Here is a 25,263-nt window from a genome sequence, read left to right on the forward strand (position 1 = left end):
ATGGCCAAAGAATCCATCACACGGCGGCTTGCCGCCATCCTGGCTGCTGATGTCGTTGGCTATAGCCGGCTGATGGAGCGAGACGAGAAAACCACCTATACGCAGCTCATGGCGCGCTGGAGCGAAGTGCTGGAACCGCTCGTCGAAACCCACCAGGGCCGGGTGTTCAAGCGAACGGGCGACGGCGTGCTGGTCGAGTTTTCCAGCGCGGTCAATGCGGTCGAATGTGCGGCTGCCTTGCAGCGGGCGATGATCTCCGCCAATGCGGACGTGCCCCACGATCAGCAAATCGTGCTGCGCGTCGGCATCAACATGGGCGACATCATGGTCGCCGACAGCGACCTCTACGGCGACGGCGTCAATGTCGCAGCCCGGATCGAGGCGCTTGCGAGGCCCGGCGGCGTGGCGATTTCGGACGGGGTGCACGAATATGTGCACGGCCGCATCGATCTCATTTTCGTCGACAGCGGCCATCACGAGGTCAAGAACATCGAGCGGCCGGTGCATATCTGGAGCTGGTCGCCGGACGAGTATGCCGACGCGCCCATCAAGGTCGCCGCCGAGGTGCCACCGCAGCTTCCGAGCCGGCCGTCGATCGCCGTGCTGCCGTTCGACAATATGTCCGGCGATCCGGAGCAGGGCTATTTCGCCGACGGCATTACCGAGGACATCATCACCGATCTCTCGAAGGTCTCCGGTCTCTTCGTGATCGCCCGCAATTCCTCCTTCGCCTATAAGGGCAAGTCGGCGGATATCCGCCAGGTGAGCCGCGACCTCGGCGTTCGCTATGTGCTCGAAGGCAGCGTGCGCCGCGCCGCCAACCGCATTCGCATCAACGCTCAGATGATCGACGGCACCACCGGGGGCCATCTCTGGGCCGAGCGCTACGATCGCGGCATCGAGGATATTTTCGAGGTTCAGGACGAGGTGACGCGCACCATCGTGACGGCGCTCAAGGTGAAGCTGACGGCCGGAGAAACGGAGCGGCGCGAGGGGCGCGGCAAGGTCGATCCGGAGGCCTATGATCTGCTCGTACGGTCGCGCCAGGCGATCCTGCGGTTCGACGCGGTATCGTCTGCGGAGGCGCGCAGCATGCTCGAACGTGCGATCGCCATCGACCCGGCGCTTGCCGCGGCGTATGGGTCGCTCGCGATCATTGCCATGACCGACTACATCAACCGGTGGAACGGTGGCACCGTCGACAATATCGAGCGCGCTCTCAAGCTTGCACAGAAGGCCGTCGAGACCGACGAGCATGAACCCCACGGCCACCACGCGCTCGCGATTGCGCTCTGCTGGAAGCGCCGCTTCGACGAGGCCGAGCGGGCCGCCCAACGCACGATCGAGCTCGACCCGAACTCCGCCGGCGGCCACACGCAGCTCGGCACGATCAGAGATTTCCTGGGCCAGTTCGAGGAGGCCTTGCCCTTCTATACCCGCGCCCACAGGCTCGATCCGCAGTTCGACCTGGCGCTGCATTTCCTCGGCCGGACCCTGCTCAATCTCGGCCGTTTCGACGAAGCCGAGATTGCCTTCAAGCGGCGCCTGGCCTTGGCACCGCGTTCGGACATGACGCGCTTCTATCTCGCCTGTCTTTATGGCCGCACCGGACGCCATGAGGAGGCGCGGCGCTACTGGCACGAGGTCTTCGAGGTCAATCCGGACTTTTCCATCGACCACTTCAAGCGGGCGATGCCTTACGAGGATCCGGCCGTCATTCCGCGGCTGATTGACGGCCTGCGGGAGGCCGGGATTTCGCTATAGGTGCGGCGCCGACGTCAGGCGTTTGAGCGCTTCATATGAAGATCTGGTGCTCCGCGGTCACCAGTTCCTGCAGAAAGGCGACGACGGTGCGAACGCGCACGAGATCGCGCGCGCTTTCGTGATAGGTGGTCCAGTAGGCACGGCGGATGGTCGTTTCCGGCAGGATACGTTTTAGTTCCGGCGCATGGCGGGCAATGTAATTGTGCAGAATGCCGATGCCGGCGCTGGAACGCACCGCCTCCGTCTGGCCGGTGGCGCTCGATATCTCGAACGAGGCATCCCAGCTGCGCATGATCTCGGCGGAAAAATTCAGCGACGGCGTGAAGATCAGATCCTCGACGTAGCCGATGCGGCGGTGCTCCCTGAGGTCGTCGATCGTCTGCGGCGTGCCGTGCTTTTCGAGATAGTCGGCCGAGGCGTAGAGGCCGAGCGTATAGTCGGTGAGTTTCGAGGAAACGAGGCGCCCCTGTTCCGGACGTTCGATGGTGATCGCGATATCGGCCTCGCGCTGCGACAGCGAGAACGACCGAGGGACCGGCACGAGCTGCAGTTTCAATTCCGGATAGCGCGCCGTCAGCCGGCCGAGCCGGGGTGCGAGGAAAGAAACACCGAAACCGTCGGGTGCACCGATGCGCACCGTGCCGGCGATCGCCGTGTCGATCCGGCCGATCTGCGATTGCGCCGCCAGCATTTCCGTTTCCATGCGCTCGGCTGCCGCAAGGAAGATTTCGCCCTCGGCGGTCAGTTCGCAACCGTTCGGCCGACGAACGAGCAACCGTGTCTTCATCGCCTCTTCCAGCGCAGTCACCCGACGGCTGAGCGTGGCATGATTGACGCCGAGCCGCTTGGATGCGGCCAGGATCTGTCCGGTCCGCGCGACGGCTAGAAACATTCTGACATCGTCCCAGTTCACAGTGCGACAATCCTATACAAAACCGTTGGACTTCAATTTTTGCACAACGGTTGCTGAATATCGGAAATTGATTTGTTGAAATCGTAGTGCGATCATGCCGCCACAATCAAGATCTGGAGGAACCATTCATGTACGAACTCGGTCATTTCATCGATGGCAAGCGCGTCGCCGGCAAGAGCGGCCGCGTCAGCAACATCTTCAACCCGGCAACCGGCGAAGTGCAGGGCACCGTGGCGCTGGCAAGCGACGCGGAACTTTCGGCAGCCGTCGAAAGCGCCAAGGCAGCACAGCCGAAGTGGGCGGCCACCAACCCGCAGCGCCGCGCCCGCGTGTTCATGAAGTTCGTCGAACTTCTGAACGCCAACATGAACGAGCTCGCCGAGATCCTGTCGCGCGAGCATGGCAAGACGATCGAAGACGCCAAGGGTGACCTCATCCGTGGCCTCGAAGTCTGCGAATTCGTCATCGGCATTCCGCATCTGCAGAAGAGCGAGTTCACCGAAGGTGCCGGTCCCGGCATCGACATGTACTCGATCCGCCAGGCCGTCGGCATCGGCGCCGGCATCACCCCGTTCAACTTCCCGGCCATGATCCCGATGTGGATGTTCGCCCCGGCCATCGCCTGCGGCAACGCTTTCATCCTGAAGCCGTCCGAGCGTGATCCGTCCGTTCCGATCCGCCTTGCCGAACTGATGATCGAAGCCGGCCTGCCGGCAGGCATCCTCAACGTCGTCAACGGCGACAAGGGGGCTGTCGACGCGATCCTGACGCATCCGGATATCGCAGCCGTTTCCTTCGTCGGCTCGACCCCGATCGCCCGCTACGTCTATGGCACCGCGGCGATGAACGGCAAGCGCGCCCAGTGCTTCGGTGGCGCCAAGAACCACATGATCATCATGCCCGACGCCGATCTCGACCAGGCCGCGAACGCCCTGATGGGCGCCGGCTACGGCTCGGCCGGCGAGCGCTGCATGGCGATCTCGGTTGCCGTCCCGGTCGGTGAAGAGACCGCCAACCGCCTGATCAGCAAGCTGACCCCGATGGTCGAAAGCCTGCGCATCGGCCCCTACACCGACGAGAAGGCCGATATGGGCCCTGTCGTCACCAAGGAAGCCGAACAGCGCATCCGCAGCCTGATCGACAGCGGTGTCGAGCAAGGCGCCAAGCTCGTCGTCGACGGCCGCGATTTCAAGCTGCAGGGCTATGAGCAGGGCCACTTCATTGGCGGCTGCCTGTTCGACAACGTCACGCCGGACATGGACATCTACAAGACGGAAATCTTCGGACCGGTTCTCTCGGTCGTCCGCGCCAAGACCTACGAGGAAGCCCTCGACCTGCCGATGAAGCACGAGTATGGCAACGGCGTCGCGATCTACACCCGCGACGGTGATGCGGCCCGCGACTTCGCCTCGCGCATCAACATCGGCATGGTCGGCGTCAACGTTCCGATCCCGGTTCCGCTCGCCTACCACTCCTTCGGCGGCTGGAAGTCCTCGTCCTTCGGCGATCTCAACCAGCACGGCCCGGACTCGATCAAGTTCTGGACCCGCACCAAGACCATTACCGAGCGCTGGCCTTCGGGCATCAAGGACGGTGCCGAGTTCGTCATGCCGACGATGAAGTAACAACGGGATAAAGATCCTCCCGCCTCGGGGCCTCCTTCGGGAGGCCCTTTTTTGTTGCATTCGGCAATACGGCACAACTAACTTGCGAACCGTGGGCAAGGGTCGTGAATTGATCGCTGCTCCAACGGCAGTCTGGCGGGCGGGGGCGCACCAGACGATTTGTGTTTGATCATGTGCTCCGGAGCGCTTTGCGGCGCGTCCGATGCACAAAGGATGGACGGAGGGGCCCATCATGGTCGTGGCCGAAGCGACGTCGTTTCAAGCAGCGCCGACACGCGACGTGTCGATCGATTTTCACCGTTTCTCGTTCATGGGGAGCGGCAAGGAATATTTCGGCATCTGGATCGTCAACGTGTTTTTGACGATCGTCACGCTTGGCATTTATTCCGCCTGGGCAAAAGTCCGGCGCAACCGATACTTCTACGGAAACACGGTTCTGCTCGGCCGTACCTTCGAGTACCATGCCAAGGGCAAGCAGATCCTGATCGGGCGAGTGATCGTTTTCGGCTATCTGATCCTCTACAATCTTCTGCTGACATTCGTTCCGATCGTCGGCATCGCGTTATTGTTGCTTTCGCTCTTCTTCGTTCCCTGGCTGGCCGCACGCGGGTTGCGCTTCAGCGCACGGGTGACGAGCTACCGCAACGTCCGCTTCGACTTCGTCGGCACGATGGGCGGTGCCTTCAAGGCGTTCATTCTGGGCGGGTTCCTTTCCATTATCACCTTGGGCCTACTGACGCCGCTCGCAAGCCGATGGGTTGGGCGCTACGTCGGATCGAACCTGCGCTTTGGCGGCAGGGCCTTTGAGACCAACCCGCCGTTCGGCCCGCTCTATCGCGGCATGTTCCTGGGTGTGGGGCTTGCGCTGGTTCTTGGCGTTGTTGTCTTCGCGATCTTGATGGGAACGCTTCGCGCATCGCCAAGTTTGCTCCAATCGCTGAACGATCCGAGGTGGGGATGGGTAGGCTTGGGCGCAGGATATGTGGCGTCCATGTCTTTCTACGCAGTCATCGCGTTGTTCTACAGTGCAGCCGTGCGCAACGCCGTTTGGGGGGCGACGGTTTTTGACGGAAAACATCGGTTCCTCAGCGGTCTTTCTCGGGGCCGCTACACGTGGATCGCCATATCGAACTTCGTCGTCACCATCCTGACGCTGGGCCTGCTGCGACCTTGGGCGGCTGTCCGCATGGCCCGTTACAAATGGACCCTGACGGGCGTAACCGTCTTTGGCGCCGTCGGAACGCTGATGAGCGAAATCGAAGCGGAAGCGTCGGCGGTTGGAGCGGAATTCATGGATTTCGAAGGGTTCGATTTTGGCTTCTAGCAGCATCGAGATCGCACGTGGCGAGTGGCATCCGGCCGGTTCCAGCCGGTCGGTGCCCTCGCGGTTGTTGGAAGAGGGGGGCAGCCTTAGGGCCGTAGACGATGCGAGCACCGAACTTGCCCGTGGCACCTTGGCAAGTGTCGATATTTCCGACCGCGTCGGAGCGATACCGCGTCGCGTCGAATTTGCAGACGGCTCGTTGTTCGAAACGCCGGACAACGAGGCAGTCGATCGTTTTCTGAAGCTGAATGGCAGGGTCAACCACATCCACGAATGGGAGCGCTTTCGTCCACGTCTCATCGCCGTCGTCGCAGCCACCGTGCTGTGCGGCGTTGCCATCTATCGTTATGCGGTTCCTGCGCTCGTTGAGGTCGCCGTCCTCGTGACCCCGCCGATCGTGCCGGAGATGATGTCGAAGGGCACGATGGAGACGATGGATCAGACACTGTTCGACAAAACGCAGCTGGCGATTGAGCGGCAGGAAAGGATCCGCGACGGCTTCAAGGCAATCGCCGCCCGATCAGGCCGCGGCGAGGCCGGTTACACGCTCAATTTCCGCAAGGGCGGTGTGGTCGGACCAAATGCGTTTGCGCTTCCGGATGGCACGCTGGTCGTCACCGACGAGCTCATCGAACTTGCCGGGGACGATACCGAAATGATCGTTGGCGTGCTGGCGCACGAGATCGGCCATGTCGAGCTCGAACATAGTCTGCGGCAGATCTACCGTGCTGCCGGCGTTGCCGGCCTCATCATGATGATCGGCGGCGATATCGGTTCGGGCGTGGACGACGTCCTGGTGCAGGGCGCTGGTCTCTTGTCGCTTTCCTATTCGCGCGGCGCAGAAACTGCTGCCGACCGACACTCGGTCGAGCTGATGCAGAAGGCAGGGCGAGATCCGACGGCGGCCGCGCGCTTCTTCGACCTGCTTGAAAAGAAGCTAGACGATCACGGCGACACCAGCATTCTCTCAACGCATCCAGGGACGCCGGAGCGGCGCAAGGCGATCCTCGACTACGCCGCGGAGTTGCGCGCCAAGGCGCAATGAGCCTCCTTGAATTTCGCTTGTTGAAACGAAAACAGCGGGCCGATGGCCCGCTGTTCGCATTCAAGCAATTGCCTTGTTGATCAGTCCTGCGGACCGTCGTTGTAGCCGACCTTGTCGACCAGTTCCGAAGCCTTCTTGCGGTTTGCGGCGATGTCGGCGAGCGGCAGTTCGTCCGGCTTGATCGTGCCGAAGGACTTCACGACGTCAGACGGCTCGGCGCCCGGCAGAACCGGATATTCGAACACCTGCTCGGCGTAGATCTTCTGGGCTTCGCCTTCCGACAGGAATTCCATCAGCTTCAGCGCGTTGTCCTTGTTCGGGGAATTCTTGGCGAGTGCCATGCCCGAAATGTTGACGTGCGTGCCGCGGTCCTTGGCGTTCGGGAAGAGTACCTTGATCGCCGCTGCCCAATCCTTCTGTTCCGGCTCCTTCTCGTTGGTCATCATCAGACCGACATAGTAGGTGTTGCCGAGTGCCAGGTCGCATTCGCCGGCCAGGATCGCCTTGGCCTGGTCGCGGTCGCCGCCGTCAGGCTTCTTGGCGAGGTTGTTCTTGAGGCCGGTCAGCCACTTCTCGGTCTCGGCTTCGCCATGGTGGGCGATCATCGAGGCGAAGAGGCCGATGTTATAGGAGTGCTGGCCGTCGCGGGTGCAGATCTTGCCTTTCCACTTGGGGTCGGCAAGCTCTTCATAGGTGATGTCGTCCTGGGCGACGCGCTCCTTGGATGCGTAGACGACGCGGCCGCGGGTGGTGAGGCCGAACCAGTTGCCTTCAGGGTCGCGGAAATGCGCCGGGATATCCTTGTTGATCGTCTCGTTGACGACAGGCTGGGTTACGCCTGCATCCTTGGCTTCGGTCAGGCGGCTGATGTCGACGGTCAGGATCACGTCGGCCGGCGAGTTGGCGCCTTCGGCCTGGATGCGCTCGACGAGGCCCTTGTCTAGGAAGAGCACATTGGTGGTGATGCCGGTTTCCTTGGTGAAGGCGTCGAGCAGCGGCTTGATCAGGTCGGGCTGCCGGTACGAGTAGATATTGACTTCACCATCGGCCCAGGCGGCGCTCGTTGCCAGCAGGGTTGCCGTCAGGGACAGAACGCCCATCGCTGCTCTTGAAACGGACATCGCTTCCTCCATTTTCTTGTTTGAGCTAAGTTAACAAAATTCCTCATCTTTCTGACCGGAGCGCTGAAAACAGTCAATCAGGAAACCGTAAACGCTCAACAAGAAGTGACTTTTCTGGCTTTTTGGAATTGTTCCAAACTACGATCCGTCCTATATGATGAGTTCGTGAACCTCTCGATGCCGGAGTGAATGATGCGTCTGACGAAGCAAACGAACTACGCGGTTCGCATGTTGATGTACTGCGCCGCCAACGGGGAAAAGCTCAGCCGCATTCCCGAAATCGCCAGGGCTTACGGTGTTTCCGAGTTGTTTCTCTTCAAGATCTTGCAGCCGTTGACCAAGGCCGGCCTCGTTGAAACGGTGCGTGGCCGTAACGGTGGCGTGCGCCTGCCGAAGCCCGCTTCGGCGATCACGCTGTTCGACGTCGTCAAGGTGACGGAAGACAGTTTCGCGATGGCCGAGTGCTTCGAGGCGGGCGAGATCGAATGCCCGCTCGTCGACAGCTGCGGCCTGAACTCGGCGCTCCGCAAGGCGCTGAACGCCTTCTTCGAAGTGCTGCAGGGCTACACGATTGACGACCTGGTCAAGGCGCGCCCGCAGATCAACTTCCTGCTCGGCCTGGAAGAAACCAAGCGTCCGCAGACCTCGGCGGCCTGATATCTCCGAGCAACGCCCGCGCAAATGGTGCGGCATGACCTGGCGGCTGAAGTGCCGCCGGGTGTTACTCTTGCGGTAGATATTCCCGCAATATGAAGTCGATCGCAGTGGGGTCGATTTCAGCCTTGTCGATGCGGAAATCGGCGCCGTAATCCTCCAGATTCTGAAAATAGGCATCGGCGAGCGATGCTGAGATTACCCCGATCGGGCCGATATAGCCCTGATGCCGGAGGGCCGGGACCGTCTCGCGGAAATCGAGCTGCGGCCGCAGACGGTTGTCGAGCAGGATCATCGATACGGGTTTGCCCGAGCGCAGGAATGCAAGCGCATCATCGATCGTCTGGCAGTAGTGCAGCTCGATGTCGATGCTGCTCACCTTGCGGATGAGCGCGCGCAGGATCAGGTTTTCTGCCGGGTCGTCGTCAACGAGCAGGATGTGTGCTTTTCGCGTCATGACCGAATACCCTTGCTGATGGCGGGCGTCCCGTTCGTTGGGCGTGGCGGTGCGAAACGCGGCCACGCATCGGCTGCTACTGGATGATCTGCTCTCGGATTGCCTTCGCCACCATCTGGGTGCGATTGACGACGTCGAGTTTCTTCAGGATCGTTGCGGTGTGTGAGTTCACCGTGTGCTCCGACACCGAAACGATGAGCGCAATCTCGCTTGCCGTCTTGCCGTGCGAGATCCACTTGAGGATTTCGGTTTCGCGCGGCGTCAGTCCCATCCCGGCCTTATTGGCAAGCGCGATGCGATAGAAATAGTCGAAGGCGGCGATCGCGTCATAGGCGAGCGCCACATGCTCGGCCCGGCCGATATCCTCCCCGTCTCCGAGAAAGAGCACGGCATAGCGCGCGCCGGTGGAAGCTGCGTGCACCGGTACGCTGACGAGCAGTTCGAAACCGAGCTGCACCAGCAGGTTCTGGCTGGCGTCGCAGCCGGGGTCGTCCGCCCGCCATACCGACGAGATCGCCGAGCGGTGCAGCGTCTTGTAAAACACGGAGTCGCCAAAGCGATGGCGCTTGTCGTATTCCTCCGCGAGCCCGGATGGCAGGTCGTGCAATACTAGGCGGGTGGACAGCATGCAGGCGTCGTTCTCGTTGCCGAGCTGCAGAATGCCGAAATGGCTGAAGCCGTAGCGCAATGCCATGGTATGAAAAATGCGGAAGAAATCGACGCGGTTGAGCGCCTTCTCTAGCTCGTCGCGAAGGTCGTATCGCCTGTGATTTTCCAGCAAAGCCGCCACGGACTGGCTATCCCCTTATCGTCGTGCGGCAGTTTATCCCGCGAGCCGCAGCGATCAATCGGCAAAGTGCGTTGCCGGTATTGCCGACAGGCAGGGTCATGCGCGTCCCTCGGCAAGCCCACCGAGCGACTGAAAGCTGTAAAAGGCGGCTGCCGGTCCCTCCCAAGGACGTCTGGGCACGTCGAATATCTCCCCCGAATTTGTATACATTTTATTGCACAATCCCGTTCGGGATTTCTACCATAGTATCTTGGGATTGACGAAAACCTGTCGAGGCCGAATCGCGTGTTCGTGCGGCCAACGATCACGGCATTCTCGGTAGGGGTATTCACCCGGAACCAAGGTGGCTTCCCCGGTGTGGCATCGCGCCGCCCAAGGGGCTGGCGGGGGAGGCTGCAGACCCTGTGGAAGCGGCCGGAACGTCGTGGATTTTAGGTGCCGCGGTGTACTGTTTTGTCAGGCGATTCTAAAACAGTGGACGAATATCCCGGCTCTACCTGCGGACGAATTTTTCGCATAGACAAATTTCTGCGGCGACTTATTGCAATGCGACGCCAAATGTCGTTCCATCCGGCCTTGACCGGGGGCAACGGCATTCCGCGTCAGGAAAACACGAGAACAAAAACAAATCTGGGAAGCAAAGCTCATGAAAAAGCTCACTACTCTGTTTGCAGCGACGGCGCTTGCCACGCTGATGGCCGGCTCCGCCTGGTCGAAGACGTTCGTTTATTGCTCGGAAGGTTCGCCAGAGGGTTTTGACCCGGGCCTGTACACCGCCGGCACGACCTTCGACGCGGCTGCGCACACGGTTTACAACCGCCTGCTCGAGTTCAAGAAGGGCACGACCGAAGTTGAGCCGGGCCTCGCCGAAAGCTGGACGATCTCCGACGACGGCCTGGTCTACACCTTCAAGCTGCGTCCGGGCGTCAAGTTCCAGACCACCGAATTCTTCACGCCGTCGCGTGATTTCACTGCCGACGACGTGGTGTTCTCCTACGAGCGCCAGCTGAAGGCTGACAATCCGTGGAACAAGTACATTGCTGGCGCTTCGTGGGAATACGCAGCCGGCATGGGCTTCCCGGAAGTCATCAAGTCGGTTGAGAAGGTCGACGACCTGACCGTCAAGTTCACCCTGACGCGCAAGGAAGCGCCGTTCCTCGCCAACATCGCGATGCCGTTTGCTTCGATCCTGTCGAAGGAGTATGCCGACAAGCTGCAGGCTGACGGCAAGATGGAGCAGATGAACCAGATGCCGCTCGGCACCGGTCCGTTCGCTTTTGTCGCCTACCAGCAGGATGCCGTCATCCGCTACAAGGCAAACCCGGACTATTGGGGTGGCAAGCAGAAGATCGACGACCTCGTCTTCGCGATCACGTCTGACGCTTCGGTTCGCTTCCAGAAGCTCCAGGCTGGCGAATGCCACCTGATGCCGTTCCCGAATGCTGCCGACGTTTCGAAGATGAAGGCAGACCCGAACCTGAAGGTCATGGAACAGGCCGGCCTCAACGTCTCCTACCTCGCCTACAACACGACCCAGGCTCCGTTCGACAAGCCGGAAGTCCGCAAGGCGCTGAACAAGGCGATCAACAAGCAGGCGATCGTCGATGCCGTCTTCCAGGGTGCTGCCCAGCCGGCCGTCAACCCGATCCCGCCGACGATGTGGTCGTACAACGACAAGATCGAAGACGACACCTACGAGCCCGAAGTCGCCAAGAAGATGCTTGAAGACGCAGGCGTCAAGGACCTGTCGATGAAGCTCTGGGCAATGCCGGTTTCGCGTCCGTACATGCTGAACGCCCGTCGCGCAGCTGAACTGATGCAGTCGGACTTCGCCAAGATCGGCGTCAAGGTCGAGATCGTCTCCTACGAATGGGCCGAATACCTCGACAAGTCCAAGGCCAAGGATCGTGACGGTGCCGTCATCCTCGGCTGGACCGGCGACAACGGCGACCCGGACAACTTCCTCGACACGCTTCTCGGCTGCAACGCTGTCGGCGGCAACAACCGTGCACAGTGGTGCAACCAGGAATTCGACGCTCTCGTGAAGAAGGCGAAGGAAACCTCTGACCCCGCAGAGCGCACCAAGCTCTACGAAGAGGCGCAGGTCGTCTTCAAGCGCGAAGCGCCGTGGGCGACGATCGACCACTCGCTCTCGGTCGTGCCGATGCGCAAGAACGTCGAGGGCTTCGTTCAGAGCCCACTTGGTGATTTTGCCTTCGACGGCGTGGACATCACCGAGTAATTTAGTTAACTGATCCTTAAGGGGGCGTTTGCCAAGGGCAAGCGCCCCTCTTTGCATCCACTATAGCGACCCTGAGTTCCGGCTGGAGCGCAAAAGGTCGCTGTGGCATTTCGACTTGCTGTATGCTTGGCCGTTAAGTGGGAAAGCATGCGGTGGTGCCAGCGGCGGGATACAATGCCGCGGCAACATGGCGCGGGGTTTAACATGTTCCGATTTCTCTTGGGGCGATTGGCTGTCCTGATACCGACCTTCGTCGGCGTCTCCATCATCGCCTTCTCCTTCATCCGCCTGCTTCCGGGCGATCCGGTTGCGCTGCTTTCGGGCGAGCGCGTCATGTCGCCGGAGCGACATGCGGAAATTTCACACGCACTCGGCTTCGACCGGCCGATCGTGGTGCAATACCTCGATTATCTCTGGGGCGTGCTCCAGGGTGATTTCGGCACCTCGATCGTTACCAAGAAGCCGGTCATCGATCAGTTCTTCGAACTGTTTCCGGCAACCGTCGAGCTTTCGCTCTGTGCGATCCTGTTTGCGGTCATTCTCGGCATTCCGGCTGGCGTGATTGCTGCGATCAAGCGCGGCTCGGCCGTCGACCAGGCGATGATGGGCACCGCACTCGTCGGCTTCTCCATGCCGATCTTCTGGTGGGGCCTGCTGCTCATCATGCTCGTTTCCGGCATGCTGCAGTGGACGCCGGTCTCCGGCCGCATCTCGCTGATGTACTTCTTCCCGCCGGTAACCGGATTCATGCTGATCGACTCGCTCCTGTCCGGTCAGGCCGGCGCGTTCAAGTCGGCCGTCAGCCACCTGATCCTGCCGACGATCGTGCTTGGAACCATTCCGCTTGCGGTCATCGCGCGCCAGACGCGCTCGGCGATGCTTGAAGTTCTCTCCGAAGACTACGTGCGCACGGCACGGGCCAAGGGCCTTTCGACCTTCCGGGTCGTCGGCGTCCATGCGCTGCGCAATGCGATGATCCCGGTGGTCACCACCATCGGCCTGCAGGTGGGCGTCATGCTCGCCGGTGCGATCCTGACGGAAACGATCTTCTCCTGGCCGGGCATCGGCAAGTGGATGGTGGATTCGGTGTCGCGTCGCGACTACGCCGTCATCCAGGGCGGCCTGCTCGTCATCGCCGCGGTGATCATGCTGGTCAACCTCATCGTCGACCTGCTCTACGGTCTCATCAATCCGCGCATCCGGCACTAAGGAGGGCGTCATGTCTCAAGCTGCTGCAACAAGCACCGTTTCGACCGATCCGTCCCGCCGGGCGCGATTGGCCGAGTTCTGGTATTACTTCTCCGAGAACCGCGGCGCCGTGATCGGTCTCGTGTTCTTCGTGTTCCTCGTTCTGCTCGCGGTCTTCGCACCGTGGGTCGCACCGCACGATCCGGTGGCACAGTACCGCGATGCGGTGTTGGTACCGCCGGTATGGCAGGAGGGCGGCCGCGCCGGCTTCCTGCTCGGCACCGACGCCGTCGGCCGCGACATGCTGTCCCGCCTGATCTACGGCACGCGCTTCTCGCTGTTCGTCGGTGTCATCGTCACGACCCTGTCGCTCGTCGGCGGTATCGCGCTTGGCGTCATCGCCGGCTACTTCCGTGGTTGGGTCGATACCGTCATCATGCGCGTGATGGACATCATCCTCGCCTTCCCGTCGCTGCTGCTCGCCCTCGTGCTGGTCGCCGTCCTCGGCCCGGGCCTCGTCAACGCCATGATCGCCATCGCGCTCGTCTTCCAGCCGCACTTCGTGCGCCTGACGCGTGCTGCCGTCATGAGCGAAAAGACCCGTGACTATGTCGTTGCCGCCAAGGTGGCCGGCGCCGGTCATGGCCGTCTGATGTTCAAGACGATCCTGCCGAACTGCATGGCGCCGCTGATCGTACAGGCGACACTCTCCTTCTCGAGCGCGATCCTTGACGCTGCGGCCCTCGGCTTCCTCGGCATGGGCGCACAGCCTCCGACACCGGAATGGGGCACGATGCTCGCCGAAGCCCGCGAGTTCATCAGCAGCCACTGGTGGGTGGTGACCCTTCCGGGTATCGCGATCCTGATCACGGTGCTGGCGATCAACCTTATGGGTGACGGCCTGCGCGATGCGCTCGATCCCAAGCTGAAGAGGTCCTGATCATGGCGCTTCTCGAAATCGAAAACCTGGTCGTCGAATTCCAGACGGCCTCCGGTCCCTTCCGCGCCGTCAACGGCGTGTCGATGAAGGTCCATGAAGGCGAAGTGCTTGCGATCGTTGGCGAGTCCGGCTCGGGCAAGTCCGTGTCGATGCTGGCCGCCATGGGGCTTCTGCGCTGGACGGCGAAAGTGACCGCCGACAAGCTCACTTTCAACGGCCGCGACCTGCTCGGCATGTCGGCAAACGAACGGCGCAAGATCGTCGGCAAGGATATTGCCATGATCTTCCAGGAGCCGATCGCCAGCCTCAACCCGTGCTTCACCGTCGGCTTCCAGATCGAGGAAGTGCTGCGCATCCACATGGGCCTCGACAAGGCCGGTCGCCGCAAGCGCGCAATCGAACTGTTCGAGGCGGTCGGCATTCCCGATCCGGCCGAGCGGCTCGGCCACTATCCGCACCAGATGTCGGGCGGCCAGTGCCAGCGCGTGATGATCGCGATCGCGATCGCCTGCAACCCGAAGCTCCTGATCGCCGACGAGCCGACCACCGCGCTCGACGTGACGATCCAGAAGCAGATCCTGGACCTCCTGATGAGGCTGCAGGCCGAGCACAAGATGGGCCTGATCATGATCACGCACAACATGGGCGTGGTCGCCGAGACTGCCGACCGGGTGGTCGTGCAGTACAAGGGCCGCAAGATGGAAGAGGCCGACGTGCTGACGCTCTTCGAAAACCCGAAGAGCAACTACACGCGCGCACTTCTGGCGGCGCTGCCTGACAACGCGACCGGCGATCGTCTGCCGACGATTTCCGAACTCTTCGTCGACGAAGGAGCGGCCCAATGAGCGTGATCCTCGAAGCGCGCAATCTGGTGCGCGACTACCATATCCCCGGCGGCCTCATCAAAAAGGCAAAGACGGTTCATGCGCTGAAAGGCGTGAGCTTTTCCGTCGAACAGGGCAAGACGCTGGCGATCGTTGGCGAAAGCGGTTGCGGCAAGTCCACGCTGGGCCGCATCCTCACCCTGATCGACCCGGCGACCTCCGGCGAACTGCTGATCGAGGGCAAGAAGATCGATATCTCCAAAGGCGACATGACGCCGGAGATGCGCCGCAAGGTGCAGATCGTCTTCCAGAACCCCTATGGCTCGCTCAACCCACGCCAGAAGATCGGCGACATCCTGATGGAACCGCTGGTCATCAACACCGACACGCCGGCCGACGAACGTCGCGACCGGGCGATGACGATGCTGAAGAAGGTCGGCCTCACCGAGCTGCACTTCAACCGCTATCCGCACATGTTTTCGGGCGGCCAGCGCCAGCGTATCGCCATTGCGCGCGCGTTGATGCTGAACCCGAAGCTGCTGGTGCTCGACGAGCCGGTGTCGGCGCTCGACCTGTCGGTCCAGGCACAGGTGCTGAACCTGCTCGCCGACCTTCAGGACGAACTGAAGCTCACCTACGTCTTCATCAGCCACGACCTCTCTGTCGTGCGCTATATCGCTGACGATGTCATGGTGATGTATTTCGGCGAAGCGGTCGAATACGGCAGCCGCGACGAGGTCTTTGCCGACCCGAAGCACAGCTACACCAAGACGCTGTTCGCAGCGACGCCGCGTGCGGATGTCGAGAGCATCAAGGCGCGCCTTGCCAAGAAGAAGCAGGCGGCCTGACCCGCCGCTGCTGATTTTTGCTGAAGAAACAAGAGAAGCCGGGCAGCCAATGCCCGGCTTCTTTGACTTGGGGGCTTGATGGTGTAGAGGTGTCGCGCCGCCTTCACTTCTCGCCTCTTGGCGGCGGGCAGCCGCTTTTTTGGCCGGACCGATCGTTCGGCCCAACCTCAGGAACACGTTCATGGAAATCAAGCGTTTCGAAACCGGCCCCCGTATGAGCCAGGCCGTGGTCTACAACAACACCGTCTACCTCGCCGGCCAGGTCGGCAACGCCGGTGACGATGTCGTGACGCAGACCAAGCAGGCGCTTGCCGAAGTCGACCGTCTTCTGGCGCTCGCCGGCACCGACAAGACCCGCATCCTCTCGGCCACCATCTGGCTCGCCGACATGGCAGACTTCCCGAAGATGAACTCGGTCTGGGACGCCTGGGCACCGCAGGGCCACACCCCGGCTCGCGCCACCGGCGAAGCCAAGCTCGCGACCCCGGACTACCTCGTCGAAGTCATCGTCGTCGCCGCTGCCGCCTAAGGCCTGCGCTACGGGATTTCTCGTCTTCTTATTCCTGCGCCGCCGGACTGCCGTCCGGCGGCGTTTTTCGTTCCCATTTCAGTTCCCTTGCGCGGAACCAAACGGCGCACCGGCACGTTAAGTGTCCAATCCGAAGAAGCAGGCCAAAACCGGCCGCCACGATTGGGAGGACTGTCTATGCTTTACTGGCTGCCCCGTGTCTGTGTCCTTCTCCTGGCGGGCGTCATGATCGGTTTCGGTCTTGTTCCCTACACCGCCGCAGGTGTCGCCCATACCTTGCTCGTCATCATTCTGGGGCTTGGCCTATTGTCGCTGACCCTGCATGTCTTCCCGCCGGAACACCATTGACCGTGCAAGATCATTCACGCGATGTGCCGCAAGCCGGGCCGGAGCAAAAGGCAGGGCGGCCTGATCTGTTGACCGGAAACGCGAACGAACCGCGCGCGGCCCTGGCTGAAGGACGGCGAGGCATGATCGCGAATACGCTGCGTCGGGCGGGTGCCGCCCAGCAGCGCAAGCGTGCGCGGTGGATCGTCGAGGAAGAGGCTGCTGTGGCGACGGCGGCGCCATCGACAGCCCCGCGGCGCGACGGCATCGATCTGATGGTCGCCTGGAGCATCATTGGCCTCTTCGCCATTGCCGCATGCGCGGGCATCTACGCCATGGAAACGATCCTCCTGCCGATCACGCTTGCGATCGTCGTCGGCGTCGTGCTCGGCCGGACGGCCGACGGACTGGCGCGTTATGGTCTGCCGCCGATTTTCGGAGGGCTACTGCTGGCGATCATTTTCGTCACCGGCCTCTCGTGGCTCGTCAACGCCCTCCTGGGTCCGTTGACGGCGCTCGCCTCGGAGGCGCCGAAGCTTGCCGAAAGCGTGGTGGCGCGGGTGATGCCGTTCATTGACCGGTTCGAGTGGCTGCGTCTGGCCGTCGCGCGCAGCGTCGGCAACGATGCGATTGCCGATACCGTCATGAAGAATGCCGGCCCGATGCTTGCCGCCACCGCCGCCGGGCTGACACCCGCTTTGGTGCAGACACTGATCTTCCTCGCAGCACTCGGCCTGTTTCTGCTCGGACGGTTGCAACTGCGCAAGGCGGTCATCCTTGCCTTTGCCAGCCGTGAGCGGCGGCTTAGCGCCATTCGCATCATGAACGGCATCGAGGATGCGTTGGCGCGATACTTCTCGATCGCCAGCGTCATCTATTTCTCGCTCGGCCTCGTGACGACGGTGATCGCTTTTGTCGGGGGTCTGGGCATGGCGCCGTTGTGGGGCCTGTTCGCTTTCGTCTCCAGCTTCATTCCCTATCTCGGCGTGACGGCGATGACGCTGAGCTTGCTGGTGGCGGGGCTGATGACGCACGAGGTGCTGTGGCTGGCATTGGCGCCGGCGGTGGCCTTCTTCGTCGTTCACCTTGCGATGGAAAACCTTGCCATTCCGGCCATCCTCGGCAACGAGCTCGAGGTGAACCCGTTCTTGATCTTCCTGGCGATCGTGTTCTGGACCTGGATGTGGGGGGCGGTCGGCGCCATGCTGGCGCTGCCGCTCTCTCTCATCGTCCTCGCCATCGTCGAGGAAATCAGCGACCAGCCGCCTGAACGTCAGCTGCCCGGATAAGGGGATGTGTTGCCCGGCCTAGCGCCGGGCAGAGCGTGCGTGCTCGTCGAAGAACAGCGCCTGGCTGATCAGTGCCTTCACCATGTCCGGATTGAACGGCTTGGTCACGAGAAAGGCTGGCTCCGGCCGCTTGCCGGTCAGCAGCCGCTCGGGGAATGCGGTGATGAAGATCACCGGCACAGCGGCCTGCGTGAGGATCTCGTTGACGGCGTCGATGCCCGAGCTGCCATCGGCAAGCTGGATGTCGGCCAGAACCATCTTCGGAGAGGTCTTGCGGTAGAGATCGAGCGCCTCGCCGTGGGTGCGGGCGATCCCGGTGACGCGGTGGCCGAGGCTGGTCACCATATCCTCGATATCAAGCGCGATCAGCGGCTCGTCCTCGATGATCAGGACGTCCGTTGCGACCTGGTGCGAAATGTCCTCCGAGGCGACTGTCAGGAGCTTCGAAAACTCGGCCTGGCTGAGGTTCATGACCTCGGCCGCATCGGCGATGGAGAAACCCTCGACCGATACGAGCAGAAACGCCTGGCGCGGCGCCGGCGCGATCAGCGAGAGATTGGCGGCCGCCTGTTTTTCCCATGCGAACGGTGAGGCATTTTCGCTGCGGTCGATCGAGATCTTTTCGAACTGCGAGCAGAACAGCTTGTAGAGGCTGATCCGGTCGTTCGAGGCTTCCGGAAAGAGGCTGATATCCTCGATCAGGGCTTCGAGAACGGCGGCCACATAGCCGTCGCCTGCGGCCTGCGAGCCTGTGACGGCCCGCGCGTAACGGCGCAGAAAGGGCAGGTGGGGCGCAATCCGGGTCGAAAGTGACATCAACGACTTCCTTACGTGCAATGCGATTCGTTTGATTTCTGAGGATAGGGGGTATGGGGCGGAATAGATGGATGTTTTGAACACGTTTTTCGGCTTAGAGCAAATGGGGGACGTGTTCGAAACGGTGTGCCGGCGATTTCGCAAGGGCAGCAAAAGCCGTGAAGGACTAAGCGGTGGTGGGACGCAGCATGGATGAAGAAACCGGAAAGCACGGCGGCGTAGGCCAACAGCGCGGAGGCACTGCCGAAACGCTCGACATCGGCGGCTCGATCGGCACCAGCTTGAGGGCGCTCTATCGGTCGCTGGAGCAGGAGCCCGTTCCGGAACTCTTTCTCAATCTTCTTGAAAAACTCGATGAAGCGGAGGCTGCGGCCAAAGTCCCGTCGAAGGGTGGGGTTCCGCTTTGAGGGGGGAAGAAACGGGCGGCTGCCCGTTTCTTCATGAGATGCGCCGATCAGCAGGCGGCTTCGTAGCGGCGGCCGTAGCGGTCGCGATAGATGCAGCGGCCCGGTTCGTTGGCGTTGCCGATGAGCGCACCGGCGACGCCGCCGATGGCCGCGCCCACGGCCGCACCCCTGACATTGCCCGTCGCCGCACCGCCGACGATGGCACCGCCGGTTGCGCCGATCGCCGCGCCCTTTTCTGTCTGCGTGCATGCCGCGAGGGGGAGGATCAGGCTTGCTACGATAAGTATCTTCTTCATGACGCGTTCCTATCCGAGGGTTGCTTTGTTGAACTGAGAATCAATTTTCGGTGAAATCGATTTGCCCGCGACTGGTGACGAACAGAATGACGACAATGAGGCATAGCCCGTACCCGATGCCGCGCCGTCCTGATCGACTTTTGATGTTACCTTTCGGCGCTCGCAATGAGCGAGCCGCTTGTGGTGTGTCCTTGCCTCGCCAGTATCTCCTCCGTCGCTCGGCCGCGGTCGCAGCGCTTGTTATCGTTGCGAAAACGAGACCGGGGCATTTTTGTTCCATTGTTGGGGTGGCCGACGGTCGATGGCCGTCCCGGTTGTGGGCCGTGGTCGCCCGCTGAACGCTGTGGGCGAATGACGCCTCCCGACCGTCTCTGGGCCGCTCAAACGCGCAGCTGACGCCAAGGTTCCAGGAAATATTTCGCGCCCATTCGCGGAACCGCAGATCGCACATTTCCGTTTGCTGTTGGAGTTTGACGCAAGGGAGCATGCGAATGGAACACATTGCCGCCATCATGGTCCTGGTCGGCTGCATGCAGACGACAGAGGCCTGCCGCGAAGTGCCGGCGCCCACCGTGGCTTTCGAGACCGTAGACGAATGCCGCGAACTGCTTTCGCCTGCGATCGAGGCGACATCGACGAGCTTCAAGCACGCTTATGGCGCCTGCGCGGAAGTCGATCCGGCGCTGTTCGTAGAAGACGCGACCATCGAGTGGCAGGTGAAGGCGCCTGGCCGTCTGCAGGTCGAGGTCAAGGTCGATGACGGCAGCTATGCCGTTGCCGCGCGAAGCGAAAGCGGCGCCAAGGCTCGTAACTGATTTCACCGGTAGCTCTTGGGCAATTGCGCTAGGGCGACTGCATCAACCGAAAGGATCGGAAATGAACTGGGACATTGTTGAAGGCAAATGGCACGAGTTGAAGGGTAAGGCTCAGTCGCAGTGGGGTAAGCTCACCAACGACGACCTCGATATCATCGATGGTCGCAGGGAAGAACTCGCCGGGCGGATCCAGGCGCGATACGGCGTTGCACGTGACGAGGCGGAGCGGCAGATCGACGAATGGATGTCGCGCCGCTAGGCGGTTCGCGGCAAGCAGTCAGTCTTGCTTCCCCGGAAGAACGACGCCAAGACAAAAGCCGCGCGACACCTGTCGCGCGGCTTTTTGTTTGTCATGCGCATCGCGCTTATTTCTTCTTTGCCTTGGCCTCTCGCCTGCGAAGTTCTTCAAGCAGAGACTGAAGCTTGGCGCTTTGTTTTTCGCCGTCCGTGTACAGGTCGCGCATCGTCTTTCCGATGTGAAGATTTCTATCGGAGAGATGCGTCCGCTCCCGTCCGGCTTCGGTCGCCGTTTTCCAGATATGTGCTGTCGGCATCTTCATTTCGACCCTGCGTTCCATGGATGAAGAACGTCAGAGTATTGCGAAGGTTCCGGGCATTTCCGGTGCAAACCGTGCCGATTTGGGACTCTTTCGTCTTTCATCGTAAACAGAATATTAATGTCGAGTGACGCCACGGAATTCCGCGCGCCGATTTTGATCGAGAACTGGAACAAATTGAAAGCTATCGCGTTTGCATTGCAGTGATTTAGGCAAGGAGAATTGCTATGTTATACTACGGGCTTGTCTTCCTCGTTGTGGCAATCATAGCGGGTGTACTTGGGTTTGGGGGTATTGCCGGCACGTCCGCGGGCATCGCGCAGATCCTCTTCTTCCTTTTCCTGGTCTTTCTGGTGATTTCGCTCGTTGCCGGCCTGGTGCGCCGCGGCTGAGCGGCCCTATTTGAGTTGTTAGGCATAAACAGGAAACGGGCGGCGTCACAGCCGCCCTCGATGTGTTTGGTGGCCGAATCGTCTTGCTTGCCCTTGCTGGTCCGCTTGGCTATTGATGCCCCAATTGTCGTTTTCGCCCCGGGGTATCGAACATCATGAAATCGCTGGAACTGCTCGTCGAGCGGATCATCCTGTCCAGCCGCTGGCTTCTCGTCATCTTCTACCTTGGCCTGGTCGCGGCACTTGCCCTCTACGGCATCTCGTTCGCCTTCAAGCTGCTGAAGATCGCCAGCATGGTCTTCGTCTATGACGATGCGCAGATGATTCTGGCGATGCTCGGCCTGATCGATGCAGCGCTCGTGGCCAGCCTGATCGTGATGGTGATGATTTCCGGTTACGAGAACTTCGTCAGCCGCTTCGACGAAGGCGATGCGGAGGTCTCCTTCCTCGGCAAGCTCGATTCCGGCAGCCTGAAGATCAAGGTTGCGTCGTCGATCGTGGCCATTTCCTCGATCCACCTGCTGCAGATCTTCTTAAACGCGCAGCAATATTCGAGCGAGCAGTTGATGTGGGCGACGATCATACATCTGGCCTTTGTCGTCTCGGCCGTACTGCTCGGCTATCTCGAGCAAATCATGAATGCGCTGAAGAAGAAGTGATATTGGTGCCGCGGCTTCAGCAAAGCCGCGGTTTGTCTTGATCGAGCAACGGGGCAGCCTGAGATGAAGACTGACGTAGTGGTTCTGGGCGCCGGCATCGTCGGCATTTCCACCGCCATCCATCTCGCCCGCCGCGGCAAGTCGGTGGTGCTGCTCGATCGTCGTGGCCCCGGCGAGGAAACCTCCTACGGCAACGCCGGCCTGATCCAGCGCGAAGGCGTCTTTCCATACGGCTTCCCGCATGATTTCGGCGCACTCTTCCGCTACGCGCTCAACAACACCATCGACGCCCATTACCATTTCCGCGCCCTTCCGGGCCTGGTGCCGTTCCTCGCCCGCTACTGGTGGCATTCCGGCTTTACCCAGCACCGGCGCATCGCCCAGCTCTATGCGCCGCTGATCGAGCATTCGATCACCGAACATCAGGATCTGATCGAGGCGTCCGGAGCCGGCGACCTCATCCGTAAGGACGGCTGGATGAAGGTGTTCCGCACCGAGAAGGAACGCGACGCCGCGTACAAGGAAGCGGAAAAGCTCTCGGCGGGCTTCGGCGTCAACCACCAGAAGCTTTCGACGAGCGAGCTGAAGACGCTGGAGCCGTCGATCAAGGCCGATCTCGTCGGCGGTCTGCGCTGGAGCGATCCCTGGTCGATCCGCGATCCGCACAGCCTCAACAAGGCCTATCTCGCCTACTTCCAGTCCCTGGGCGGACGGCTGATTTCCGGCGATGCGGCGACGACCGAACACGTACTCGAAGGTCCCGGTTGGCGCGTCGCCACCCCGGAAGGGCCGCTGGAAGCCCGCGAAGTCGTCGTGGCGCTCGGCCCCTGGGCCGATACGGTTACCCGCAAGCTCGGCTATCATTTCCCGCTGGCTGTGAAGCGTGGCTACCACATGCACTACGGCATGCAGGACGGCGCGCAGCTCAACAACTGGGTGCTCGATGCCGAAAAGGGCTACTTCCTGGCGCCGATGCTGCGCGGCATCCGTTTGACGACGGGTGCGGAATTTGCCTGGCGCGATGCGCCGAAGACGCCGGTGCAGCTGACGCGGGCCGAGCGGGTGGCGCGCGAATTCTTCCCGCTTGCCGAACGTCGCGACGAAGAACCCTGGATGGGCGCGCGTCCCTGCACGCCGGATATGATGCCGCTTATCGGCAAGGCGCCGCGCCACGAGGGCCTGTGGTTTGCCTTCGGCCATGCCCATCACGGCATGACGCTTGGGCCGGTCACCGGTCGGGCGCTGGCGGAAGCCATGACCGGCGAAAAGACGGTCATCGACATCGCGCCCTACCGGCCGGAGCGTTTCCTGGCCTGACACGGTCCGAAGCCATAGCATCACGAAGTAGGAAAAGGCCGGACGCTGCGTTTCCGGCCTTGTTCCTTGCCTGATCAGGCGTTGGTGCCGCCGTCGATGGTGAATTCGGCGCCCGTTACGCTGCGGCCGTCAGGCCCCGCCAGCCAGGCGACGACGCCTGCTACGTCGCTCGCCTCGTTGAAACGCGGGATCGCCATCAGTCCGCGCTGCGGGCCGGCATGTTCGCCGTTGGCCGGGTTCATGTCCGTGTCGGTCGAGCCAGGATGGACGATGTTGACGGTGATGCCCTTCGGCCCGAGATCGCGCGCCACCGCTTTGGTGAAGCCAATCAGCGCGCTCTTGCTCAGCACATAAAGGCTCATGCCCGGCCATGGGACGCGGGCGGCGAGGTTGCTGCCGATGTTGATGACGCGCCCGCCATCCGGCATGTGCGCCGAAGCGGCGCGCGTGGCGAGAAACACCGCCTTCACATTGACGTCGATCGTCCGGTCGAAATCCTCCTCAGTCACCTCGTCCACCGTTCCGGCGTCGAAGATGCCGGCATTGTTGACGAGGATATCGATGCGACCGTGTTTTTCCGCGACCGTCTTGACGGCGGCTTCAACCGCGCCCGGATCGCGGTTGTCCGCCTGGATCGCCAGTGCGCTGCCGCCATCCCCCGTGATCTCCGCCACGAGCGCCTCGGCCTTTTCTTTCGACTGGCTGTAGGTCACCGCCACGGTTGCGCCGTCGCTCGCCAGGCGCCTTGCGATCGCTGCACCGATGCCGCGGCTGCCGCCCGTCACCAGGGCCACCTTGTCTTTCAAACTCGTCACTGGTTTCTCCAAATCTGTAGTGATCGATACATATAAGGGGAAACGACTTGCCATCCGCTGTCAAGCGATTTATGTATTGATCGATACAAAAAAAGGATCAGCCGAGATGAGCCGCGGGCGGCCACGCAATTTTTCGAGAGACGAGGCGCTTGCAAGCGCCATGCAGCTCTTCTGGGACAAGGGCTATGACAATACCTCGCTGTCGGATCTGACTCGGGCCATGGGATTGAACCCGCCGAGCCTCTACGCTGCCTTCGGCAGCAAGGCGCAGCTCTTCATCGAGGCCGTGGACCTTTACGGCCGCACCGACGGTGCCGGCATCTGGGATGAACTGGAGACGGTTCCGACCGCAAAGGCGGCGGTGCACGACCTGTTGAGACGCACGGCCGAGAATTTTACACAGCGTGGCGAGCCGAGAGGCTGCATGGTGGTTCTGTCGGCACCGCAGATGGCGGGTGGTGATGCGGAGGTCTGTGACGCACTGAAGCTGCGTCGGCTGGAGAAGCAGATGGCTCTGGAGCAGCGTTTCGAGCGCGCAGTCGAGGAAGGCGAACTGCCTGTGGGTGTCGACTGCGCCGCGATTGCCGCCTACGTCGCCTCGCTGCAGCACGGCATGTCGATCCAGGCGCGCGACGGCGCCACGCGGGAAACCCTGGTCGCGATCGCCGACTGCGCCGCAGCCGGCTGGGACGCGATGATATCCGCAAACATCCGGCCGGACTGACGAACGACGTCTAACGGACACAGCCGATCCGTCATTCGGCCTCATGATTTTTGTTCAGGTGAACGACGACGCGAGGGCCGGAGATCAAAAGCCTCCGGCCCACCGGTTTGCGCGTGCTCCGTCCTGCTTACGGCGCCGGCTGCGTCATTTCGGGTGTCGTGCCAGGGGTCGAGTTCGGGCTAGCGCCCTGTGTTCCCTGCTGCGGCGTTGCTTCCGGGGCCGGCTGGGTCGTCGTTCCACCGGCGGGAGCCGTGCCCGTATCGGCCGGCGGTGTGGCCTGGCCCGTCGTTCCGGTTGCCGGCTGGTCGGTGGTCGACGGCGGCGCTACCGTGTTGGCGGTGTCGCGGCTCAGTTCGGCCGGCAGCCAGGCGATCAACGCCAGCACCAAGCCGGCGAGCAGGATGATGATGATTGGCCAGCTGCTGCGTCTGGGGGGCTCGACAGGTACGTCGCTGAGGTGCGTTTGCGCAGTGGGTTGGGGCAGCGGCTGCCCAGTCACGGGGTCGATGACCGGCTTTTCCTTGAACTCTTCGTGCTGGTTCATTGCGTTGATCCTTTCTTGATCTCCTCGTGGCCTCGGCCGGC

Annotated in this window: 29 protein-coding genes; 20 read left to right on the forward strand and 9 right to left on the reverse strand. The window is 61.7% G+C overall.

All coding sequences use genetic code 11. The annotated features are described in order from the left end of the window. On the forward strand, positions 1-1,764 hold the full coding sequence (locus ASD63_RS16585) for an adenylate/guanylate cyclase domain-containing protein (protein WP_034800838.1): 1,764 nt from the start codon (positions 1-3) through the stop codon (positions 1,762-1,764). Positions 1,765-1,795: 31 nt separating this feature from the next. On the opposite strand, the gene ASD63_RS16590 is transcribed toward ASD63_RS16585, so the two are convergent. Next, positions 1,796-2,677, reverse strand: a complete 882-nt coding sequence (locus ASD63_RS16590; protein WP_034800840.1) for a LysR family transcriptional regulator — start codon at positions 2,675-2,677, stop codon at positions 1,796-1,798. Between the two features lie 128 nt (positions 2,678-2,805). On the opposite strand from ASD63_RS16590, the gene ASD63_RS16595 reads away from it, so the two are divergent. The 3 genes from ASD63_RS16595 to ASD63_RS16605 all read left to right on the forward strand — a co-directional run bounded on the left by ASD63_RS16595 (position 2,806) and on the right by ASD63_RS16605 (position 6,671). Next, positions 2,806-4,302 carry a CoA-acylating methylmalonate-semialdehyde dehydrogenase gene (locus ASD63_RS16595; RefSeq protein ID WP_034800841.1) on the forward strand — a complete coding sequence of 499 codons (1,497 nt, stop codon included), beginning with the start codon at positions 2,806-2,808 and terminating at the stop codon, positions 4,300-4,302. 232 nt (positions 4,303-4,534) lie between these two features. Then, entirely contained in the window at positions 4,535-5,626 is a 1,092-nt protein-coding gene (locus tag ASD63_RS16600) for a DUF898 family protein (protein ID WP_051659565.1), read from the forward strand. Then, positions 5,616-6,671 carry a M48 family metallopeptidase gene (locus ASD63_RS16605; RefSeq protein WP_034800842.1) on the forward strand — a complete coding sequence of 352 codons (1,056 nt, stop codon included), beginning with the start codon at positions 5,616-5,618 and terminating at the stop codon, positions 6,669-6,671. Before ASD63_RS16600 ends, ASD63_RS16605 begins: the two co-directional genes overlap by 11 nt. An 80-nt stretch (positions 6,672-6,751) precedes the next feature. Here ASD63_RS16605 and ASD63_RS16610 read toward each other — a convergent pair whose 3' ends face one another. Continuing rightward, positions 6,752-7,792, reverse strand: a complete 1,041-nt coding sequence (locus ASD63_RS16610) for a Fe(3+) ABC transporter substrate-binding protein (protein WP_034801382.1) — start codon at positions 7,790-7,792, stop codon at positions 6,752-6,754. A gap of 192 nt (positions 7,793-7,984) precedes the next feature. On the opposite strand from ASD63_RS16610, the gene rirA reads away from it, so the two are divergent. Continuing rightward, a complete protein-coding gene (gene rirA, locus ASD63_RS16615; RefSeq protein ID WP_034801384.1) occupies positions 7,985-8,449 on the forward strand; it encodes an iron-responsive transcriptional regulator RirA in 465 nt (154 codons plus the stop codon). Positions 8,450-8,513: 64 nt separating this feature from the next. Here rirA and ASD63_RS16620 read toward each other — a convergent pair whose 3' ends face one another. Beyond that, a complete protein-coding gene (locus tag ASD63_RS16620; protein WP_089044704.1) occupies positions 8,514-8,969 on the reverse strand; it encodes a response regulator in 456 nt (151 codons plus the stop codon). Between the two features lie 10 nt (positions 8,970-8,979). Then, a complete protein-coding gene (locus tag ASD63_RS16625) occupies positions 8,980-9,693 on the reverse strand; it encodes a helix-turn-helix transcriptional regulator (RefSeq protein WP_051659566.1) in 714 nt (237 codons plus the stop codon). Between the two features lie 646 nt (positions 9,694-10,339). On the opposite strand from ASD63_RS16625, the gene ASD63_RS16630 reads away from it, so the two are divergent. The 8 genes from ASD63_RS16630 to ASD63_RS16660 all read left to right on the forward strand — a co-directional run bounded on the left by ASD63_RS16630 (position 10,340) and on the right by ASD63_RS16660 (position 17,880). Next, positions 10,340-11,935 carry an ABC transporter substrate-binding protein gene (locus ASD63_RS16630; protein WP_034800843.1) on the forward strand — a complete coding sequence of 532 codons (1,596 nt, stop codon included), beginning with the start codon at positions 10,340-10,342 and terminating at the stop codon, positions 11,933-11,935. Positions 11,936-12,139: 204 nt separating this feature from the next. After that, positions 12,140-13,144 carry an ABC transporter permease subunit gene (locus ASD63_RS16635; RefSeq protein ID WP_034800844.1) on the forward strand — a complete coding sequence of 335 codons (1,005 nt, stop codon included), beginning with the start codon at positions 12,140-12,142 and terminating at the stop codon, positions 13,142-13,144. 10 nt (positions 13,145-13,154) lie between these two features. Further along, on the forward strand, positions 13,155-14,063 hold the full coding sequence (locus ASD63_RS16640) for an ABC transporter permease subunit (protein WP_034800846.1): 909 nt from the start codon (positions 13,155-13,157) through the stop codon (positions 14,061-14,063). Between the two features lie 2 nt (positions 14,064-14,065). Further along, complete coding sequence (locus ASD63_RS16645; RefSeq protein ID WP_082572899.1) at positions 14,066-14,908, forward strand: ABC transporter ATP-binding protein; 843 nt, start codon at positions 14,066-14,068, stop codon at positions 14,906-14,908. Further along, complete coding sequence (locus tag ASD63_RS16650; RefSeq protein ID WP_034800847.1) at positions 14,905-15,735, forward strand: dipeptide ABC transporter ATP-binding protein; 831 nt, start codon at positions 14,905-14,907, stop codon at positions 15,733-15,735. Before ASD63_RS16645 ends, ASD63_RS16650 begins: the two co-directional genes overlap by 4 nt. A 181-nt stretch (positions 15,736-15,916) precedes the next feature. Beyond that, positions 15,917-16,264, forward strand: a complete 348-nt coding sequence (locus ASD63_RS16655; protein WP_034800849.1) for a RidA family protein — start codon at positions 15,917-15,919, stop codon at positions 16,262-16,264. Between the two features lie 177 nt (positions 16,265-16,441). Further along, positions 16,442-16,612 (forward strand): hypothetical protein, encoded by a 171-nt coding sequence (locus ASD63_RS35690; RefSeq protein WP_090425577.1) that lies wholly within the window; start codon positions 16,442-16,444, stop codon positions 16,610-16,612. Positions 16,613-16,734: 122 nt separating this feature from the next. Further along, complete coding sequence (locus ASD63_RS16660; RefSeq protein ID WP_034801402.1) at positions 16,735-17,880, forward strand: AI-2E family transporter; 1,146 nt, start codon at positions 16,735-16,737, stop codon at positions 17,878-17,880. A gap of 18 nt (positions 17,881-17,898) precedes the next feature. Here ASD63_RS16660 and ASD63_RS16665 read toward each other — a convergent pair whose 3' ends face one another. Then, on the reverse strand, positions 17,899-18,696 hold the full coding sequence (locus tag ASD63_RS16665) for a response regulator (RefSeq protein ID WP_034800852.1): 798 nt from the start codon (positions 18,694-18,696) through the stop codon (positions 17,899-17,901). A 188-nt stretch (positions 18,697-18,884) separates the two neighbouring features. On the opposite strand from ASD63_RS16665, the gene ASD63_RS16670 reads away from it, so the two are divergent. Further along, positions 18,885-19,103 carry a NepR family anti-sigma factor gene (locus tag ASD63_RS16670; protein WP_034800854.1) on the forward strand — a complete coding sequence of 73 codons (219 nt, stop codon included), beginning with the start codon at positions 18,885-18,887 and terminating at the stop codon, positions 19,101-19,103. 47 nt (positions 19,104-19,150) lie between these two features. Here the strand turns inward: ASD63_RS16670 and ASD63_RS16675 are convergent, their stop codons facing one another. Then, positions 19,151-19,399 (reverse strand): glycine zipper domain-containing protein, encoded by a 249-nt coding sequence (locus ASD63_RS16675; RefSeq protein WP_034800856.1) that lies wholly within the window; start codon positions 19,397-19,399, stop codon positions 19,151-19,153. Between the two features lie 491 nt (positions 19,400-19,890). Here ASD63_RS16675 and ASD63_RS16680 point away from each other — a divergent pair, with 491 nt between their 5' ends. Further along, complete coding sequence (locus ASD63_RS16680) at positions 19,891-20,214, forward strand: hypothetical protein (RefSeq protein ID WP_034800858.1); 324 nt, start codon at positions 19,891-19,893, stop codon at positions 20,212-20,214. 61 nt (positions 20,215-20,275) lie between these two features. Then, a complete protein-coding gene (locus tag ASD63_RS16685; protein WP_034800861.1) occupies positions 20,276-20,473 on the forward strand; it encodes a CsbD family protein in 198 nt (65 codons plus the stop codon). Positions 20,474-20,579: 106 nt separating this feature from the next. Here the strand turns inward: ASD63_RS16685 and ASD63_RS16690 are convergent, their stop codons facing one another. After that, positions 20,580-20,774: a hypothetical protein gene (locus ASD63_RS16690; RefSeq protein WP_034801404.1), complete on the reverse strand. Its 195-nt coding sequence runs from the start codon at positions 20,772-20,774 to the stop codon at positions 20,580-20,582. A gap of 224 nt (positions 20,775-20,998) precedes the next feature. On the opposite strand from ASD63_RS16690, the gene ASD63_RS34240 reads away from it, so the two are divergent. The 3 genes from ASD63_RS34240 (at position 20,999) to ASD63_RS16700 (ending at position 23,139) form a co-directional block, all read left to right on the forward strand. Beyond that, a complete protein-coding gene (locus ASD63_RS34240; RefSeq protein ID WP_082572900.1) occupies positions 20,999-21,163 on the forward strand; it encodes a DUF1328 domain-containing protein in 165 nt (54 codons plus the stop codon). Between the two features lie 155 nt (positions 21,164-21,318). Continuing rightward, entirely contained in the window at positions 21,319-21,822 is a 504-nt protein-coding gene (locus ASD63_RS16695; RefSeq protein ID WP_082566270.1) for a TIGR00645 family protein, read from the forward strand. A gap of 63 nt (positions 21,823-21,885) precedes the next feature. After that, complete coding sequence (locus tag ASD63_RS16700; RefSeq protein WP_034800866.1) at positions 21,886-23,139, forward strand: FAD-binding oxidoreductase; 1,254 nt, start codon at positions 21,886-21,888, stop codon at positions 23,137-23,139. A 74-nt stretch (positions 23,140-23,213) separates the two neighbouring features. Here the strand turns inward: ASD63_RS16700 and ASD63_RS16705 are convergent, their stop codons facing one another. Next, entirely contained in the window at positions 23,214-23,954 is a 741-nt protein-coding gene (locus ASD63_RS16705; protein ID WP_034800868.1) for a 3-oxoacyl-ACP reductase family protein, read from the reverse strand. 106 nt (positions 23,955-24,060) lie between these two features. On the opposite strand from ASD63_RS16705, the gene ASD63_RS16710 reads away from it, so the two are divergent. Then, positions 24,061-24,678, forward strand: coding sequence for a TetR/AcrR family transcriptional regulator (locus ASD63_RS16710; protein WP_034800870.1), 618 nt, complete (start codon positions 24,061-24,063; stop codon positions 24,676-24,678). Between the two features lie 127 nt (positions 24,679-24,805). On the opposite strand, the gene ASD63_RS16715 is transcribed toward ASD63_RS16710, so the two are convergent. After that, positions 24,806-25,231, reverse strand: coding sequence for a hypothetical protein (locus ASD63_RS16715; protein WP_034801410.1), 426 nt, complete (start codon positions 25,229-25,231; stop codon positions 24,806-24,808). Between the last annotated feature and the right edge of the window lie 32 nt (positions 25,232-25,263).

Source organism: Ensifer sp. Root558, assembly GCF_001427045.1.
Classification (GTDB): Bacteria; Pseudomonadota; Alphaproteobacteria; order Rhizobiales; family Rhizobiaceae; genus Ensifer; species Ensifer adhaerens.